At 55.3% G+C, this 12,919-nt stretch carries 14 protein-coding genes; 13 read left to right on the forward strand and 1 reads right to left on the reverse strand.

Going from position 1 to position 12,919, the window contains the following annotated elements:
* Nucleotides 1–21 precede the first annotated feature (21 nt).
* From CSC3H3_RS16720 to rbsK, 10 genes are all read left to right on the forward strand, one after another.
* Nucleotides 22–654 (forward strand): hypothetical protein, encoded by a 633-nt coding sequence (locus tag CSC3H3_RS16720; RefSeq protein ID WP_101285570.1) that lies wholly within the window; start codon nucleotides 22–24, stop codon nucleotides 652–654.
* A gap of 77 nt (nucleotides 655–731) precedes the next feature.
* Nucleotides 732–1,277: an EndoU domain-containing protein gene (locus tag CSC3H3_RS16725; RefSeq protein ID WP_101285571.1), complete on the forward strand. Its 546-nt coding sequence runs from the start codon at nucleotides 732–734 to the stop codon at nucleotides 1,275–1,277.
* 359 nt (nucleotides 1,278–1,636) lie between these two features.
* Entirely contained in the window at nucleotides 1,637–2,287 is a 651-nt protein-coding gene (locus tag CSC3H3_RS16730) for a hypothetical protein (protein ID WP_101285572.1), read from the forward strand.
* Between the two features lie 475 nt (nucleotides 2,288–2,762).
* A complete protein-coding gene (locus tag CSC3H3_RS16735) occupies nucleotides 2,763–2,960 on the forward strand; it encodes a twin transmembrane helix small protein (protein ID WP_101266491.1) in 198 nt (65 codons plus the stop codon).
* Between the two features lie 60 nt (nucleotides 2,961–3,020).
* On the forward strand, nucleotides 3,021–3,599 hold the full coding sequence (locus tag CSC3H3_RS16740) for a cob(I)yrinic acid a,c-diamide adenosyltransferase (protein ID WP_101266492.1): 579 nt from the start codon (nucleotides 3,021–3,023) through the stop codon (nucleotides 3,597–3,599).
* A gap of 247 nt (nucleotides 3,600–3,846) precedes the next feature.
* A complete protein-coding gene (locus CSC3H3_RS16745; protein ID WP_101266494.1) occupies nucleotides 3,847–4,596 on the forward strand; it encodes an electron transfer flavoprotein subunit beta/FixA family protein in 750 nt (249 codons plus the stop codon).
* A gap of 15 nt (nucleotides 4,597–4,611) precedes the next feature.
* Nucleotides 4,612–5,547 carry an electron transfer flavoprotein subunit alpha/FixB family protein gene (locus CSC3H3_RS16750; protein ID WP_101266495.1) on the forward strand — a complete coding sequence of 312 codons (936 nt, stop codon included), beginning with the start codon at nucleotides 4,612–4,614 and terminating at the stop codon, nucleotides 5,545–5,547.
* A gap of 35 nt (nucleotides 5,548–5,582) precedes the next feature.
* The gene (locus CSC3H3_RS16755; RefSeq protein ID WP_172963441.1) at nucleotides 5,583–6,470 is read left to right on the forward strand and encodes a 3-hydroxybutyryl-CoA dehydrogenase; all 888 of its coding nucleotides are present in this window, start codon (nucleotides 5,583–5,585) and stop codon (nucleotides 6,468–6,470) included.
* A 164-nt stretch (nucleotides 6,471–6,634) separates the two neighbouring features.
* Nucleotides 6,635–8,110: a xylulokinase gene (gene xylB, locus CSC3H3_RS16760; RefSeq protein WP_101285573.1), complete on the forward strand. Its 1,476-nt coding sequence runs from the start codon at nucleotides 6,635–6,637 to the stop codon at nucleotides 8,108–8,110.
* A 251-nt stretch (nucleotides 8,111–8,361) separates the two neighbouring features.
* Complete coding sequence (gene rbsK / locus CSC3H3_RS16765; protein ID WP_245881156.1) at nucleotides 8,362–9,300, forward strand: ribokinase; 939 nt, start codon at nucleotides 8,362–8,364, stop codon at nucleotides 9,298–9,300.
* Nucleotides 9,301–9,425: 125 nt separating this feature from the next.
* On the opposite strand, the gene CSC3H3_RS16770 is transcribed toward rbsK, so the two are convergent.
* On the reverse strand, nucleotides 9,426–9,980 hold the full coding sequence (locus tag CSC3H3_RS16770) for a TlpA disulfide reductase family protein (RefSeq protein ID WP_101266501.1): 555 nt from the start codon (nucleotides 9,978–9,980) through the stop codon (nucleotides 9,426–9,428).
* Nucleotides 9,981–10,013: 33 nt separating this feature from the next.
* Here CSC3H3_RS16770 and argH point away from each other — a divergent pair, with 33 nt between their 5' ends.
* The 3 genes from argH to lysA are packed head-to-tail and all read left to right on the forward strand — an operon-like array spanning nucleotide 10,014 to nucleotide 12,846.
* Entirely contained in the window at nucleotides 10,014–11,429 is a 1,416-nt protein-coding gene (argH, locus tag CSC3H3_RS16775) for an argininosuccinate lyase (RefSeq protein ID WP_101285575.1), read from the forward strand.
* On the forward strand, nucleotides 11,426–11,584 hold the full coding sequence (gene lptM / locus CSC3H3_RS24475; RefSeq protein WP_157831938.1) for an LPS translocon maturation chaperone LptM: 159 nt from the start codon (nucleotides 11,426–11,428) through the stop codon (nucleotides 11,582–11,584). Before argH ends, lptM begins: the two co-directional genes overlap by 4 nt.
* A complete protein-coding gene (lysA, locus tag CSC3H3_RS16780; protein WP_101285576.1) occupies nucleotides 11,581–12,846 on the forward strand; it encodes a diaminopimelate decarboxylase in 1,266 nt (421 codons plus the stop codon). Before lptM ends, lysA begins: the two co-directional genes overlap by 4 nt.
* Nucleotides 12,847–12,919 lie beyond the last annotated feature (73 nt).

The raw sequence follows: 12,919 nt of genomic DNA on the forward strand, positions 1-12,919 counted from the left end.
AATTTCTTCAGGAGCACATTCATGGACTTCACCCTTACCCTTAACATCGATCCCAAGGACCTCGACGTCATCAATGGCGCACAGCAGAAGGTCGCCCTGGCAAAGCCGGTCGGCAATTCTGCGGCAAATGTGATCTGGGTGGCTTTCGATCCGTTTGAAAGCAATACGATTCAGTGGTCGGAAGAATACTGGATCTATGCTTCGACCGCCTCGACGGGCGTTAATGGCGAAAAGATCACCAAATTGTCCGAAGTCCAGCCTGGTCCGGCCATGACGGGGTCGATCTACACCTTTGGCCAGACGGCAACTTTTGGCGAGCCGGTCAAAAACCCGGCAATTGGCTCCGGGACTTTTGCCGCCCAGAACGACATGCCCTATGACAAATATCCCAGCCTGACCTTTGGTCTGTCCCAGACCGCCATGGTCAACCAGAAGATCCAGGACCGCAAACCGATTTCGGCCACCTCGGTTCTGGCCACCCAGCAAATCCAGGCAACCCCGTTCACCCACGTCTATATCTGGCTGGAAGGCCATTTTGAAAGCTCGACCATCGTGACCGATGTGACCGGCAAACAGTCGGTTGCAAAGTTCGGCGGCAGCGTGACGGAAATCGAAATGTCCTATGACGGCAAAAGCGGCCTGTTTCACCAGTAAGCCGGCACACTGACCCGTTCATAACGGCGTACGGGGGCACATCGCGCCCCCGTATCTGCCAAACAAGGAAATCTGTCATGCAAAACAGGTTTGCGCTCATCCTTGCCTTCATGCTGGCCATTACCGGCTTTTTGTTTCCGGCCCGGCAGGCTGTTGCCGCGGTTAATTGCGATACTTTGCCACCCTTTGCCCGGGTTAATTATGTCGAAATCAACCAGCGGCACATTTTTTGCGGTGAGATTGGCCGCTACGGCGCATCGGGCTTTCATTCGCGACCCAATGGCGAGCTTCCCAACACCATCATCTTCGACAATTACACGTCGGCGCTGGTTCTTTCGCACTGGAATCAAAACCTGAACCAGTGGGACCAAAATGGCATTTACGAACTGAACAATTTCCTGATCGACGACGGCGTGCAGCGTTCAAACAAGGGACGATCCACCATGTTCCCCGACTATTGCACGCAGCAAAATGTGCTGGATGCCATCGCCTATGCCGCCCAACACAATGACCTTTCCGGCCCGTCATGCCTGACGGTACAGGGCCAGGAATTTGAAATTACCGTTCACTGGCTTCGCGATCAAAACGGCTGGTACATCAACAGCGCCTATCCGCGCCTGTAACACCTGCCTCCCTTTATTTCTTTCCCGGCTCCCCCATAAAAAGACCACGAGCAAACAAAACACACCTTTTGCGTGCAGTGTTGAAAATGGCACCCACAGTGCAACCAACCCCGCGCGAACTCAGCCTGCTGCATGGTTAGCACTGCCGTTTGTTTCCCCCTTCGAGGGGACAATAACGCGCCAGTAAACACATCCATTCTTGAGGTTTTTCATGCTGTGGTTACAGCAACGCTTGCTCCGCCACATAAATTCACGTTTAAGTTGAATATTGCAGAAATACCAAGCCAGATTGCACATCCTGCGGCCTCCAGCAGCGGGGATCATGATGCGCAAACAACAAATTTTATGGGGAGCAGATTATGAATTTCAGCCTTACCCTTAACATCGATGCCAAAGACCTTGGCTTTATCAATGACGCAGGCCAGAAGGTCGCCCTGGCAAGGCCGGTCGGCAATTCTGCGGCAAATGTGATCTGGGTGACTTTCGATCCGTTCGAAAGCAATACAATACAATGGACAGAAGAATACTGGATCTATGCCTCGACCACATCGACCAACATAAAGGGCAGTCAGATCCAACAAATGTCTCAAGTCGCGCCCGGCCCGGCCATCACAGGGGCGATCTACACCCTTGAGCCCGCAGCGACCTTTAGCACACCAATCCCAAACCCGACCATCGGGGCCAATACCTTTGCCGTACAGAACGAGGTGCCCTATGACGAACATCCCGTCCTGACTTTGGGCCTGTCGCAAAGTGTTACTGTTAACCAAAGGAATTTGGACCGCATCCCCATCTCGGCTACGGCGGTACTCGCCACGCAACAAATACAGATGACCCCAGGCAACAGCGTTTACATCTGGCTGGAAAGCGATTTTGGCAGTTCGACGATCATTACTGATTTGACCGAATTGGCAGACGTGAATGGCAAACGGGCGATTGCCAAATTCGGTGATGGTATTTCCCATATCGAAATGTCTTATGACGGTAAAATCGGCCTGTTTCACGAATGATACAAACATTCGTCCCGCTTTAGCAGCATTCCCCCCCTAAGCGCCACTCCACGCCGCGCCATCGCACCTGCAGCAGGCCCGATCAACAGAAACAAAGCCAGCAACACCCCGTGCTGGCTTTTTTATTGGCAGGCAGCCTTAAACACATCTTTTGCGTGCAGATAGGTCAATGGCCCCCACAGCGCGGCGCAATCCGTGCAAACCCAGCCTGCCGCACGGTGTGCGCTGCCTGTTTTCATCATCCAAACAGATAGCGGCAATCCTTTAACCTTATCCATTGCACGGATTTTTCAGCCTGTGGTTATCGCAAAACTTGCCCTGCCCGGCAGATTGACGCAGCATACCCGCCCGGCTTCCAGCCCCGGTGACATGCGCAGACAAAGGTTGTCGCCAACGTCTGCGCAATTACGGGCGGAAACCTTGCTGAAATACCGTGCCAGATTACATGTCAGGCAGGTTTTAACGGAGATGAAAGATGGCTGCCTTTTTGCAGATCGGTGTTTTGCTGGCGATGGCTGCCGTTGGCATCATTCTGGTGCTGGGCATTATCACCATGGCCCGGGGCAAAAGCGCACGCACATCAAACAAGCTGATGCAATGGCGCATCATCGCCCAGGCAGGCGCCATCATTTTGCTGCTGATCCTTTCGGTACTTGCCGTTGGTCACCATTAAGGCACGGCAAAACCAAAAGGCGACCTTCATCCTCCCCCAACAGGAAACACAGCCAGAAACATGGTCCAACTGACACGGATTTACACCAAATCGGGCGACAAGGGCAAAACCGCCCTTGGCAATGGCAAGCGGGTGGCAAAAAACGATATTCGCGTTGCTGCCTATGGCACGGTTGATGAAACCAATGCCGTGATCGGCGTGGCACGGTTGCACAGTGCGGATGATCCCGAAACCGATGCCATGCTGGCCCGCATCCAAAATGACCTGTTTGATCTGGGTGCCGATTTATGCACACCGGGGGATGGCAGCGACGATAACCCCGATCAGCCTTCCTTGCGCATCACTGCCCGCCAGACCGAACGCCTGGAACAGGAAATTGATGCCATCAATGCCGGGTTGGACCCGCTGAAATCCTTTATCCTGCCCGGTGGCAGCGCATTGGCGGCCCAATTGCATGTGGCGCGCACCGTATCGCGCCGGGCCGAACGGCTGGTGGTCGAGCTGGCCGGGATCGAGGCCATCAACCCCGAAGCGGTGCGATATATAAACCGCCTGTCCGACCATATGTTTGTTCTGGCCCGCCATGCCAATAATGGTGGCAAGGACGATATTTTGTGGAAGCCGGGGCTGACCCGCTAGGCCCTGTTGGCGTGCAAAAATACTGGATAAAGCCCTGTTCAAGGCGGGCTTTGTCCCTTATCAAGACTGGCAAGGGTTAGAATTTTTCAGTAAAGAAGTTATCGTTAACGTTAACCTCTTTACGTAAATTGACAATCCTGTGGATGGCAATTATTGTGCATCGCAGGGAAAACAGTAACACCGGGCGTATCAGGCCATTAAGGTTGATATGCTCATTGGTTAGACAACAAAAACGAACAGGTCTGTCATGAAGGTTCTTGTCGCCGTTAAGCGCGTTGTGGATTACAACGTCAAGATCCGTGTCAAACAGGACCAGTCAGGCGTTGAACTTAGCAACGTCAAGATGTCCATGAACCCGTTTGACGAAATTGCCGTTGAAGAAGCCGTCCGCCTGAAGGAAGCCGGTACCGCCACCGAGGTGGTCGCCGTATCCCTTGGCGTGAAGCAGTCCCAGGAAACACTGCGTACCGCCCTTGCAATGGGTGCGGACCGCGCCATCCTGGTTGAAAGCGACGACGAATTGCAGCCGCTGGCCGTTGCCAAGCTGTTAAAGGAAGTTGTGGCCAAGGAAAGCCCGGATCTGGTGATTCTGGGGAAACAGGCCATTGACGATGATGCCAACCAGACCGGCCAGATGCTGGCGGCATTGCTGGATTGGCCGCAGGGCACCTTTGCCTCGAAAATCGCGATTGCCGATGGCAAAATGGATGTCACCCGTGAAGTTGATGGCGGCCTGGAAACGGTAAAACTGACCCTTCCGGCCATTGTCACCACTGACCTTCGCCTGAACGAACCGCGCTATGCCTCGCTTCCGAACATCATGAAAGCGAAGAAAAAGCCGCTTGATACCCTGACACCGGCAGATCTTGGTGTTGATACCGCACCGCGTCTTAAAACGCTGAAGGTGACCGAACCGGCAGCACGCGAAGCAGGCATCAAGGTTGCGGACGTAGCCGAACTGGTCGACAAGCTTCGTAACGAAGCCAAAGTAATTTAAGCGGGGGCAGGTCCAATGAGCATTCTTGTTATTGCCGAACACGACAATACCGAATTGAAGGGCGCGACCCTTTCCACCATCGCAGCGGCCAAAAAAATTGGCGGCGACATTACGGTTCTGGTTGCCGGTGAAAACTGTGCCGCGATTGCCGATGCCGCTGCAAAGGCCGAAGGCGTTTCCAAGGTTCTGCTGGCTGACAATGCGGCCTATGGCCATGCGCTGGCTGAAAACCTGGCAGGTCTGGTTACCGAACTGGCCGGTGATTACAGCCACATTCTGGCGGCATCATCGACCACGGGCAAAAACTTCATGCCGCGTGTTGCCGCCCTTAAGGATGTCGCGCAGATTTCCGACATCATCGATGTTGAAGATGCCGATACTTTTGTGCGCCCGATTTATGCGGGCAATGCCCTTGCGACGGTTCAGTCATCTGACAGCCTGAAACTGATCACCGTGCGGACCACGGGCTTTGATCCGGTTGCTGGCGAAGGTGGTTCAGCCAGCGTTGAAAACATCGCGATTGCGGCGGATTCCGGTAAATCCAGCTTTGTCGGTCAGGAACTGACCGAGTCGGAACGCCCGGAACTGGCAGCAGCATCGGTTGTTATCTCTGGTGGTCGCGGCATGGGTTCGGCTGAAAACTTCCACCTGATCGAACCGATCGCCGACAAACTGGGCGCAGCCATTGGCGCATCACGCGCTGCGGTTGATGCCGGATACGCCCCGAACGACTGGCAGGTTGGACAGACCGGCAAAGTTGTTGCACCGCAGCTATACATTGCGGTAGGCATTTCAGGTGCTATTCAGCATCTTGCCGGCATGAAGGACAGTAAGGTCATTGTCGCGATCAACAAGGACGAAGATGCGCCGATTTTCTCGGTCGCCGATTACGGACTTGTTGCTGACCTGTTCGAGGCCCTTCCCGCATTGGCGAGTGAACTCGACAAATAGTCAGATCCTTTTTGGATAGGGATGAGTGGGGAAACATGGCTTCATTGGAAGATATCAAAACAATCGGCGTGATTGGTGCCGGTCAGATGGGCAACGGGATTGCCCACGTGATCGCGCTTGCCGGTTATGACGTTCGTCTTCTTGACGTGTCTGAGGAAGCGCTTGAAAAGGCGCTCGGTCAGATTGGCAAGAACATGGACCGTCAAGTCAAAAAAGAGATGATTTCAGAAGCGGACAAGGATGCAGCCCTTGCCCGGATTACGACCGGGGTGGAATATTCCTTCCTCTCTGAATGCGATCTCGTGATCGAAGCCGCGACGGAAAACGAAGAGATCAAAAAGCAGATCTTCAAGTCGCTGTGCCCGGTCCTTGGCCCGGAAGCCATTATTGCGACCAACACGTCGTCCATTTCGGTCACGCGTCTCGCTTCCTATACGGACCGCCCGTCGAAATTCATGGGCATGCACTTCATGAATCCGGTGCCGCTGATGAAGCTGGTTGAACTGATCCGTGGCATCGCCACCGATGAGACAACCTATCGCACCATTCATGAACTGACGAAAAAACTGGGCAAGGACACAGCAAGTGCTGAAGACTTCCCGGCCTTTATCGTCAACCGCATCCTGCTGCCGATGATCAACGAAGCCGTCTATACCCTTTACGAAGGTGTGGGCAATGTCCAGTCGATCGACACGGCATTGCGTCTTGGGGCAAATCATCCGATGGGTCCGCTGCAACTCGCGGATTTCATTGGTCTGGATACCTGCCTTTCGATCATGCATGTCCTGCATGATGGCCTGGCCGATACCAAATATCGTCCCTGCCCGCTGCTGGTCAAATATGTCGAAGCTGGCTGGCTTGGCCGCAAGGTGGGCCGTGGCTTCTATGACTATTCCGGCGACGAACCGGTTCCGACCCGTTAATCCGGGATCGAAAAAACATCAAAGGCCATCGTCCCCGGACGGTGGCCTTTTTGCATTTTGGCACCCAATAAGGGTGCTTCGCGCATTTTCACAATCAAAGTGGTTGATATTGCGGACCGATTTTGTACTCCTGTAGGCAATAAAACCAACGGGAGGCGTTCGCAATGTTTATGGGAATCGATGTTGGAACATCGGCAGTCAAGGCACTGCTGATGGATGACACATCCGCAATTGTTGCCGAAGCAGACATTGCCCTGTCGCTTAGCAATCCCCGCCCCTATTGGAGCGAACAGAACCCTTCTGACTGGTGGGATGCCACCTTGCAGGCCATTGACCTGATCATGAGGGAAAATGCCGGCGCACTGGCAAAGGTGCGCGCCATTGGCCTGTCGGGGCAAATGCATGGTGCGGTTATTCTGGGTGCCGATGACACCCCGCTGCGCCCCGCCATTTTATGGAATGATGGCCGCGCAAAAACCGAATGCGACGAACTGGAAGCCGCCCTTCCCGGCCTGCCGCACCGTGCAGGCGTTGTGGCCATGCCTGGCATGACAGCGCCAAAGATCACCTGGCTGCAAAAACACGAGCCGGACATTTTCGCAGCGATTCGCACCATCATGCTGCCCAAGGATTATATCCGCCTGTGCCTGTGCGGGGAAAAGGCCACTGAAATGTCCGATGCCGCCGGCACCCTGTGGCTGGACGAGGAAAACCGCGCCTGGAATGACGATGCCATTGCCGCAACCGGCCTGCGCCGCAACCAGGTACCCGACCTGTTTGAAGGCAGCGACCCAACCGGCACCCTGCGCCATGAACTGGCCGAACGCTGGGGCATGGATAAAAACGTGGTCATTGCCGGGGGTGGTGGCGATGCCGCGACAGGCGGCATTGGGGCAGGCGCAGTCACCCACGGGGCGGGCTTTATTTCGCTTGGCACGTCATCCCAGCTTTTTGTTGCATCCGACCGTTACCGGCCCAAGCCGGAATTGCTGTTGCACAGCTTTGCCCATGCCATTCCCGATCGCTGGTTTCAAATGGCAGTGCTGCTCAACGGGGCAAGCTGCCTGGCCTGGGTTGCGAAAATTCTGGGTGAAAACAATATCGGCGAGCTTTTAACCCGCACCGAAGCCCAGCATAAAAAACCATCGGATTTGATGTTCCTGCCCTATCTGAGCGGGGAACGCACACCACATAACGACCCATATGCACGCGGTGTTTTCTTTGGGCTGGGCACGAATACCAACCGCGAACATATGGTACAGGCGGTGCTGGAAGGCGTTGCCTTTGCCCTGGCCGATGCACAATCCTGCCTGCATGCAGCGGGGACCTATTGCGAATTACCCGGCGTAATTGGCGGCGGTGCACGCAGCCTTTACTGGACGCAAATGATCGCCGACATCATGGGCACCCCGCTTGCACGTTATAAAGGCGGGGCCAAAGGCCCGGCCTTTGGTGCGGCACGGCTGGCACGCCTTTCGGTGCGCGATGGCTCGATCGAGGAAGTCTGCACCCCGCCTGCCATCGAAGATATCCTGAAACCCGACCAGAACCGCCACGAACAATACCAGCCGCGCATGGCAAAGTTCCGCCGCCTCTATGATGCCCTTGCCGCCGAATTTCAGGACCGTCCGGCTTCCTGAAATGGGCTGACGGGGATTTGGAACCGCACGAAGACACGGCCATTCTTCGTCGTGAATTTATCAAACACGCGCTCTGGCCGCCTTTGGCGGCTTACAGGAGCAAGGCATCATGCCTTCCTGGCGACCTCATGTAAGGTTTTTTGCATATATTTTATCCATCAGGCATTTATTCGCACATTCGGGCCTTTTAACACCTGGAATTATTTCCAATATCAAACTAACTGACCCGAATATCGACGGATGGCCGCGTGATGATAACGGTAATAGGAAGTGCCAGCCTGGACCTTGCCGCGCGCAGTGCAATCATGCCGCAGCCTGGTGTGACCATCCGCGCCAGCGATTATCGCAGTGGCCCCGGCGGCAAAGGCTGCAATCAGGCCATTGCGCTGGCACGGCTGGGGCATGTTCCAGGTTTTCTGGCCAAAATTGGCGATGATGCCATGGGCGCCATATTGTTAACCGCGCTGGAAAGCGAGGGGATTGATATTGCCGCCATCCTGCGCACGGGCGATGCCCCTACCGGCATTGCCATGATCCATATTGATCATAATGGTGAAAACATGATCACCGCCGTCAGTGGTGCCAATGCCCAACTGACCGAAACCGATATCGAAACCCACCAGTCCCTGATTTCCGAGGCCGATTTCCTGCTGGTACAGCTTGAAAGCCCGGCAAGTGCCATTGCCTGTGCCATGAAACATGCGCGCAGCACCCAAACCACCACCATTCTGGACCCAGCCCCGGTGGCCGACCGGGTTGTGATGCGCGATCTGGTATCGCTTTGCCATATCGTAACGCCCAATCAGGGGGAATGCAGCGCCTTAACCGGCATTACCCCTACCGATATGGATTCCGCGCGGCGGGCGGCAAGCGTGCTGCACCGCATGGGGGCCAATACGGTTATTTTAAAAATGGGGCGGATCGGTGCGTTTTTCTGCGATGGATCACAAAGTGATCTGGTGCCAGGATACCAGGTATCATCGGTCGATAGTGTGGCGGCGGGGGACTGTTTTAATGCCGGGCTGGCATCCGCCCTGCATGAAGGGGCCAGCCTGCCCGAAGCCGTAAAATTTGCCTGTGCTGCCGGTGCGCTGACCACAACGCAATCAGGGGCGGCATCTGCCACCCCCTATCGGCATGAAGTTGCCGAATTTATGGAATCCGCCCGGCAAACCTGCCAGCACGCCTGATGTTGCAATACCCTGCCTGATCGCCCATGCAAGATGGCACAAATCGCAACACATCAGCGACCGTGAAGCAGGCGGGGTTTACGTACCCCCCCCACCCATCTTTGCAAGCTTCGCGCTTGGCCCGTTTAATTTTCCGTCAGGCGGGTGAAATAATCGACCACGGCGGGGTCGGTCCAGGGGGCGACACCTTCGATATAACCGATGATATTGCCATCGCGCCCGACCAGAATGCTGGTGGGCAGGCCCCGTACCTTAAAGGCGCGGGCGAGCACACCTTTGGGGTCAAGTGCGGTATCAAGGTTATGGATGTCGTTTTCCTTGTAAAACGCTTCTACATCCTTTGCCCCGCCACGATCCTGGCTGATGGTCAGCACCCGGAAGGGTTTATCTTCCATGGTTTTTGCCAGTTCATTCAGATCGGGCATTTCGCGCACACAGGGCGCACACCATGTCGCCCACAAATTCACCAGCAAAACCGTACCCTTGAATTCCTTCAGGTCGTGGATATTGCCGTTTTCATCACTAAATTCGGTTTTGTCAGGCAGGGAACCTGCATGTGTGGTGCTATCAAGTTTTGAAAGTTCGTCAGGGACATCCACATTGGCAAAGGCAGGGCTTGCATAAATGGCGGATATGGCGACAATCACGCCAAGTTTCATATATTGAAGCAGCGGCTTCACGATACACACCTTTCAGACCAAAGCGAAAACAACATGACCGACCAGACCTCTGCCGACCAGAAAAACGCCAACGCCCTGTGGGGCGGTCGCTTTGAAGCAGGCCCTTCCGCGATCATGGAAGAAATCAATGCTTCAATCGGGTTTGACAAACGCCTGTATGCCCAGGACATCCAGGGTTCAAAGGCCCATTGCGCCATGCTGGTCAAGCAGAACATCATTCCGGCTGAGGATGGCGAGAAAATCATCGAAGGTCTAGACCGCATTCTTCAAGAAATCGAGAGCGGCCATTTCGTGTTTTCCACCGCACTTGAAGATATTCACATGAATGTCGAAAGCCGCCTGCGTGATCTGATCGGTCCGGCGGCCGGTCGCCTGCATACCGGGCGTTCGCGCAATGACCAGGTCGCAACCGATTTCAAACTGTGGGTGCGTGATGTTGCGCTAAATGATCTGGAGGCAGGCCTTGCCGGGTTGCAGGAAGCTCTGATCGGCCAGGCGGAAAAGCATATTGATACCGTGATGCCGGGCTTTACCCACCTTCAGGCGGCCCAGCCGGTAACATTTGGCCATCATATGCTGGCCTATGTTGAAATGTTTGGCCGGGACCGTTCGCGCGTTGCTGACTGCAAGGAACGCATGAACGAAAACCCCCTGGGTTCAGCCGCCCTTGCCGGTACCCCCTACCCGATTGACCGCCATCTTACGGCCGAAACCCTGGGCTTTGCCCGCCCGACGGCAAACTCGCTTGATGCCGTTTCGGACCGTGACTTTGCGCTGGAATATCTGAATGCGGCGTCGATTACGGCGATGCATCTGTCGCGCCTGGCCGAAGAAATGGTCATCTGGTGTTCGGCCCAGTTCAAGTTTATCGGCATGTCCGATAAATTTTCGACCGGATCATCGATCATGCCGCAAAAGCGCAACCCCGATGCCGCCGAACTGATCCGTTCAAAAATCGGCCGGATTGTCGGGTGTTATAACTCGCTGATGTTATCGATGAAGGGCCTGCCGCTGGCTTATTCCAAGGACATGCAGGAAGACAAGGAACCGGTATTCTTTGCCCATGACCATCTGGGCCTGTGCGTGGCTGCCATGACTGGCATGGTTGCCGACATGAAGGTATTTGCCGATAACATGCGCAAGGCTGCCGGTGCAGGTTACATCACCGCAACCGACCTTGCCGACTGGCTGGTGACCGAACTGGGCATGCCGTTCCGCGATGCGCACCATGTGGTTGGCGCAACCGTGAAACTGGCCGAAACGCTGGGCTGTGACCTGGACCAGTTGCCGCTGGAAGAATTGCAGAAAATCGAACCGAAAATCACCAGCGCCGTTTTTGACGTGCTGACCGTGGAAGCATCGGTTGCCGCACGCAAAAGCTTTGGCGGGACAGCGCCGGAACGGGTCCGCGAATCCGTTGCTGCGGCAAAGGAAAGGTTTTTGAAATGAAAGATCTGAAAATGACCCGCCATGGCACGCGCGCGCTGATTTTGGCGCTGGCAGTGACCATGGGACTGGCCGTTGCCGCATGCGGCAAAAAAGGCCCGCTTGAACCGCCAACGGAAGCTGGCAAAGATTACCCCCGGAGCTATCCAAGCCAATGAACCATTTTGAATATGTTGATGGTGTTCTGAACGCCGAAGGCGTTTCGATCTCCGAGCTTGCCGAGCAGGTCGGCACGCCGTTTTATTGCTATTCCACTGCAACCCTGGAACGCCATTACAAGGTATATGCCAGCGCGTTTGACGGGCTGGATGCCACGGTTTGTTATGCGTTGAAGGCCAATTCAAACCAGGCCGTGATCAAGACGCTGGCAAAGCTGGGTGCCGGGGCTGATGTGGTATCGGTTGGCGAAATGCGCCGGGCATTGCGTGCCGGTATTGCACCGTCCAAGGTGATTTTTTCGGGCGTGGGCAAGGCCGATGCCGAAATGCGCGAAGCGCTGGACGCCGATATCGCCCAGATCAATGTCGAATCGATCCCCGAACTGCTTGAGCTAAACCGCGTTGCCCTGGATATGGGGAAAAAGGCGCGTATTGCGCTGCGTATCAACCCGCATGTTGATGCCAAAACCCACGAAAAAATTGCCACCGGCAAGGCCGAAAACAAATTTGGCATCGACTGGACCCGCGCGATTGAAGTGTACCGTGATGCCGCTGCCATGGATGGCATCGAGGTTACCGGTATTGCCATGCATATCGGATCGCAGCTTACCGATCTGACCCCGTTCCGCGAGGCCTTCACCCGCCTGGCGGGCCTGGTCGAGGAACTGCGCACCCACGGGATCGAAATTAAAAACCTTGATCTGGGTGGCGGGCTTGGCATCGCCTATCAGGGCGAAACCCCGCCCCTGCCCGATGCCTATGGCCAGATGGTGCGTGAAACGGTGGGCCATCTTGGCTGCCATATCACCCTGGAACCGGGCCGCCTGATTGTCGGCAATGCCGGTATTCTGGTATCGCGCGTCATGTATATCAAAGATGGCGAAGCAAAACGCTTTGTTATCCTTGATGCCGCAATGAACGATCTGATCCGCCCGACCCTTTATAACGCCTATCACGAAATCATCGCGGTTAGCGAAGCAGGCGATGGCGATAAAATGGCGACTGTCGATGTGGTTGGCCCGGTTTGCGAAACCGGCGATACCTTCGGCAAGGACCGCAAACTGCCCGATAACCTGCAACCGGGTGATCTGGTGGCGATCTGTTCGGCGGGCGCCTATGGCGCGGTGATGTCATCGACCTATAACACCCGTGCCTTAACGCCGGAAGTTCTGGTCAGCGGTGATAAATTTGCCGTTATCCGCGAACGTCAGTCCATCGACGAACTGATTGGCCTTGATAAAATTCCGGGCTGGCTGGACTAGGAAAACCGGGGCATTCACCTGCCCGGTCACTTCAAAACCATCGCAAGGGGACCGTGAATTTCACGGTCCTTTT

Source organism: Thalassospira marina (assembly GCF_002844375.1).
Taxonomy (GTDB): Bacteria; Pseudomonadota; Alphaproteobacteria; order Rhodospirillales; family Thalassospiraceae; genus Thalassospira; species Thalassospira marina.

Bases quoted from the DNA above. Each gene is read 5' to 3' on its own strand.
- CSC3H3_RS16720 (WP_101285570.1), top strand. From the start codon at position 22: ATGGACTTCACCCTTACCCTTAACATCGATCCCAAGGACCTCGACGTC.
- CSC3H3_RS16725 (WP_101285571.1), top strand. From the start codon at position 732: ATGCAAAACAGGTTTGCGCTCATCCTTGCCTTCATGCTGGCCATTACC.
- CSC3H3_RS16730 (WP_101285572.1), top strand. From the start codon at position 1,637: ATGAATTTCAGCCTTACCCTTAACATCGATGCCAAAGACCTTGGCTTT.
- CSC3H3_RS16735 (WP_101266491.1), top strand. From the start codon at position 2,763: ATGGCTGCCTTTTTGCAGATCGGTGTTTTGCTGGCGATGGCTGCCGTT.
- CSC3H3_RS16740 (WP_101266492.1), top strand. From the start codon at position 3,021: ATGGTCCAACTGACACGGATTTACACCAAATCGGGCGACAAGGGCAAA.
- CSC3H3_RS16745 (WP_101266494.1), top strand. From the start codon at position 3,847: ATGAAGGTTCTTGTCGCCGTTAAGCGCGTTGTGGATTACAACGTCAAG.
- CSC3H3_RS16750 (WP_101266495.1), top strand. From the start codon at position 4,612: ATGAGCATTCTTGTTATTGCCGAACACGACAATACCGAATTGAAGGGC.
- CSC3H3_RS16755 (WP_172963441.1), top strand. From the start codon at position 5,583: ATGGCTTCATTGGAAGATATCAAAACAATCGGCGTGATTGGTGCCGGT.
- xylB (WP_101285573.1), top strand. From the start codon at position 6,635: ATGTTTATGGGAATCGATGTTGGAACATCGGCAGTCAAGGCACTGCTG.
- rbsK (WP_245881156.1), top strand. From the start codon at position 8,362: ATGATAACGGTAATAGGAAGTGCCAGCCTGGACCTTGCCGCGCGCAGT.
- argH (WP_101285575.1), top strand. From the start codon at position 10,014: ATGACCGACCAGACCTCTGCCGACCAGAAAAACGCCAACGCCCTGTGG.
- lptM (WP_157831938.1), top strand. From the start codon at position 11,426: ATGAAAGATCTGAAAATGACCCGCCATGGCACGCGCGCGCTGATTTTG.
- lysA (WP_101285576.1), top strand. From the start codon at position 11,581: ATGAACCATTTTGAATATGTTGATGGTGTTCTGAACGCCGAAGGCGTT.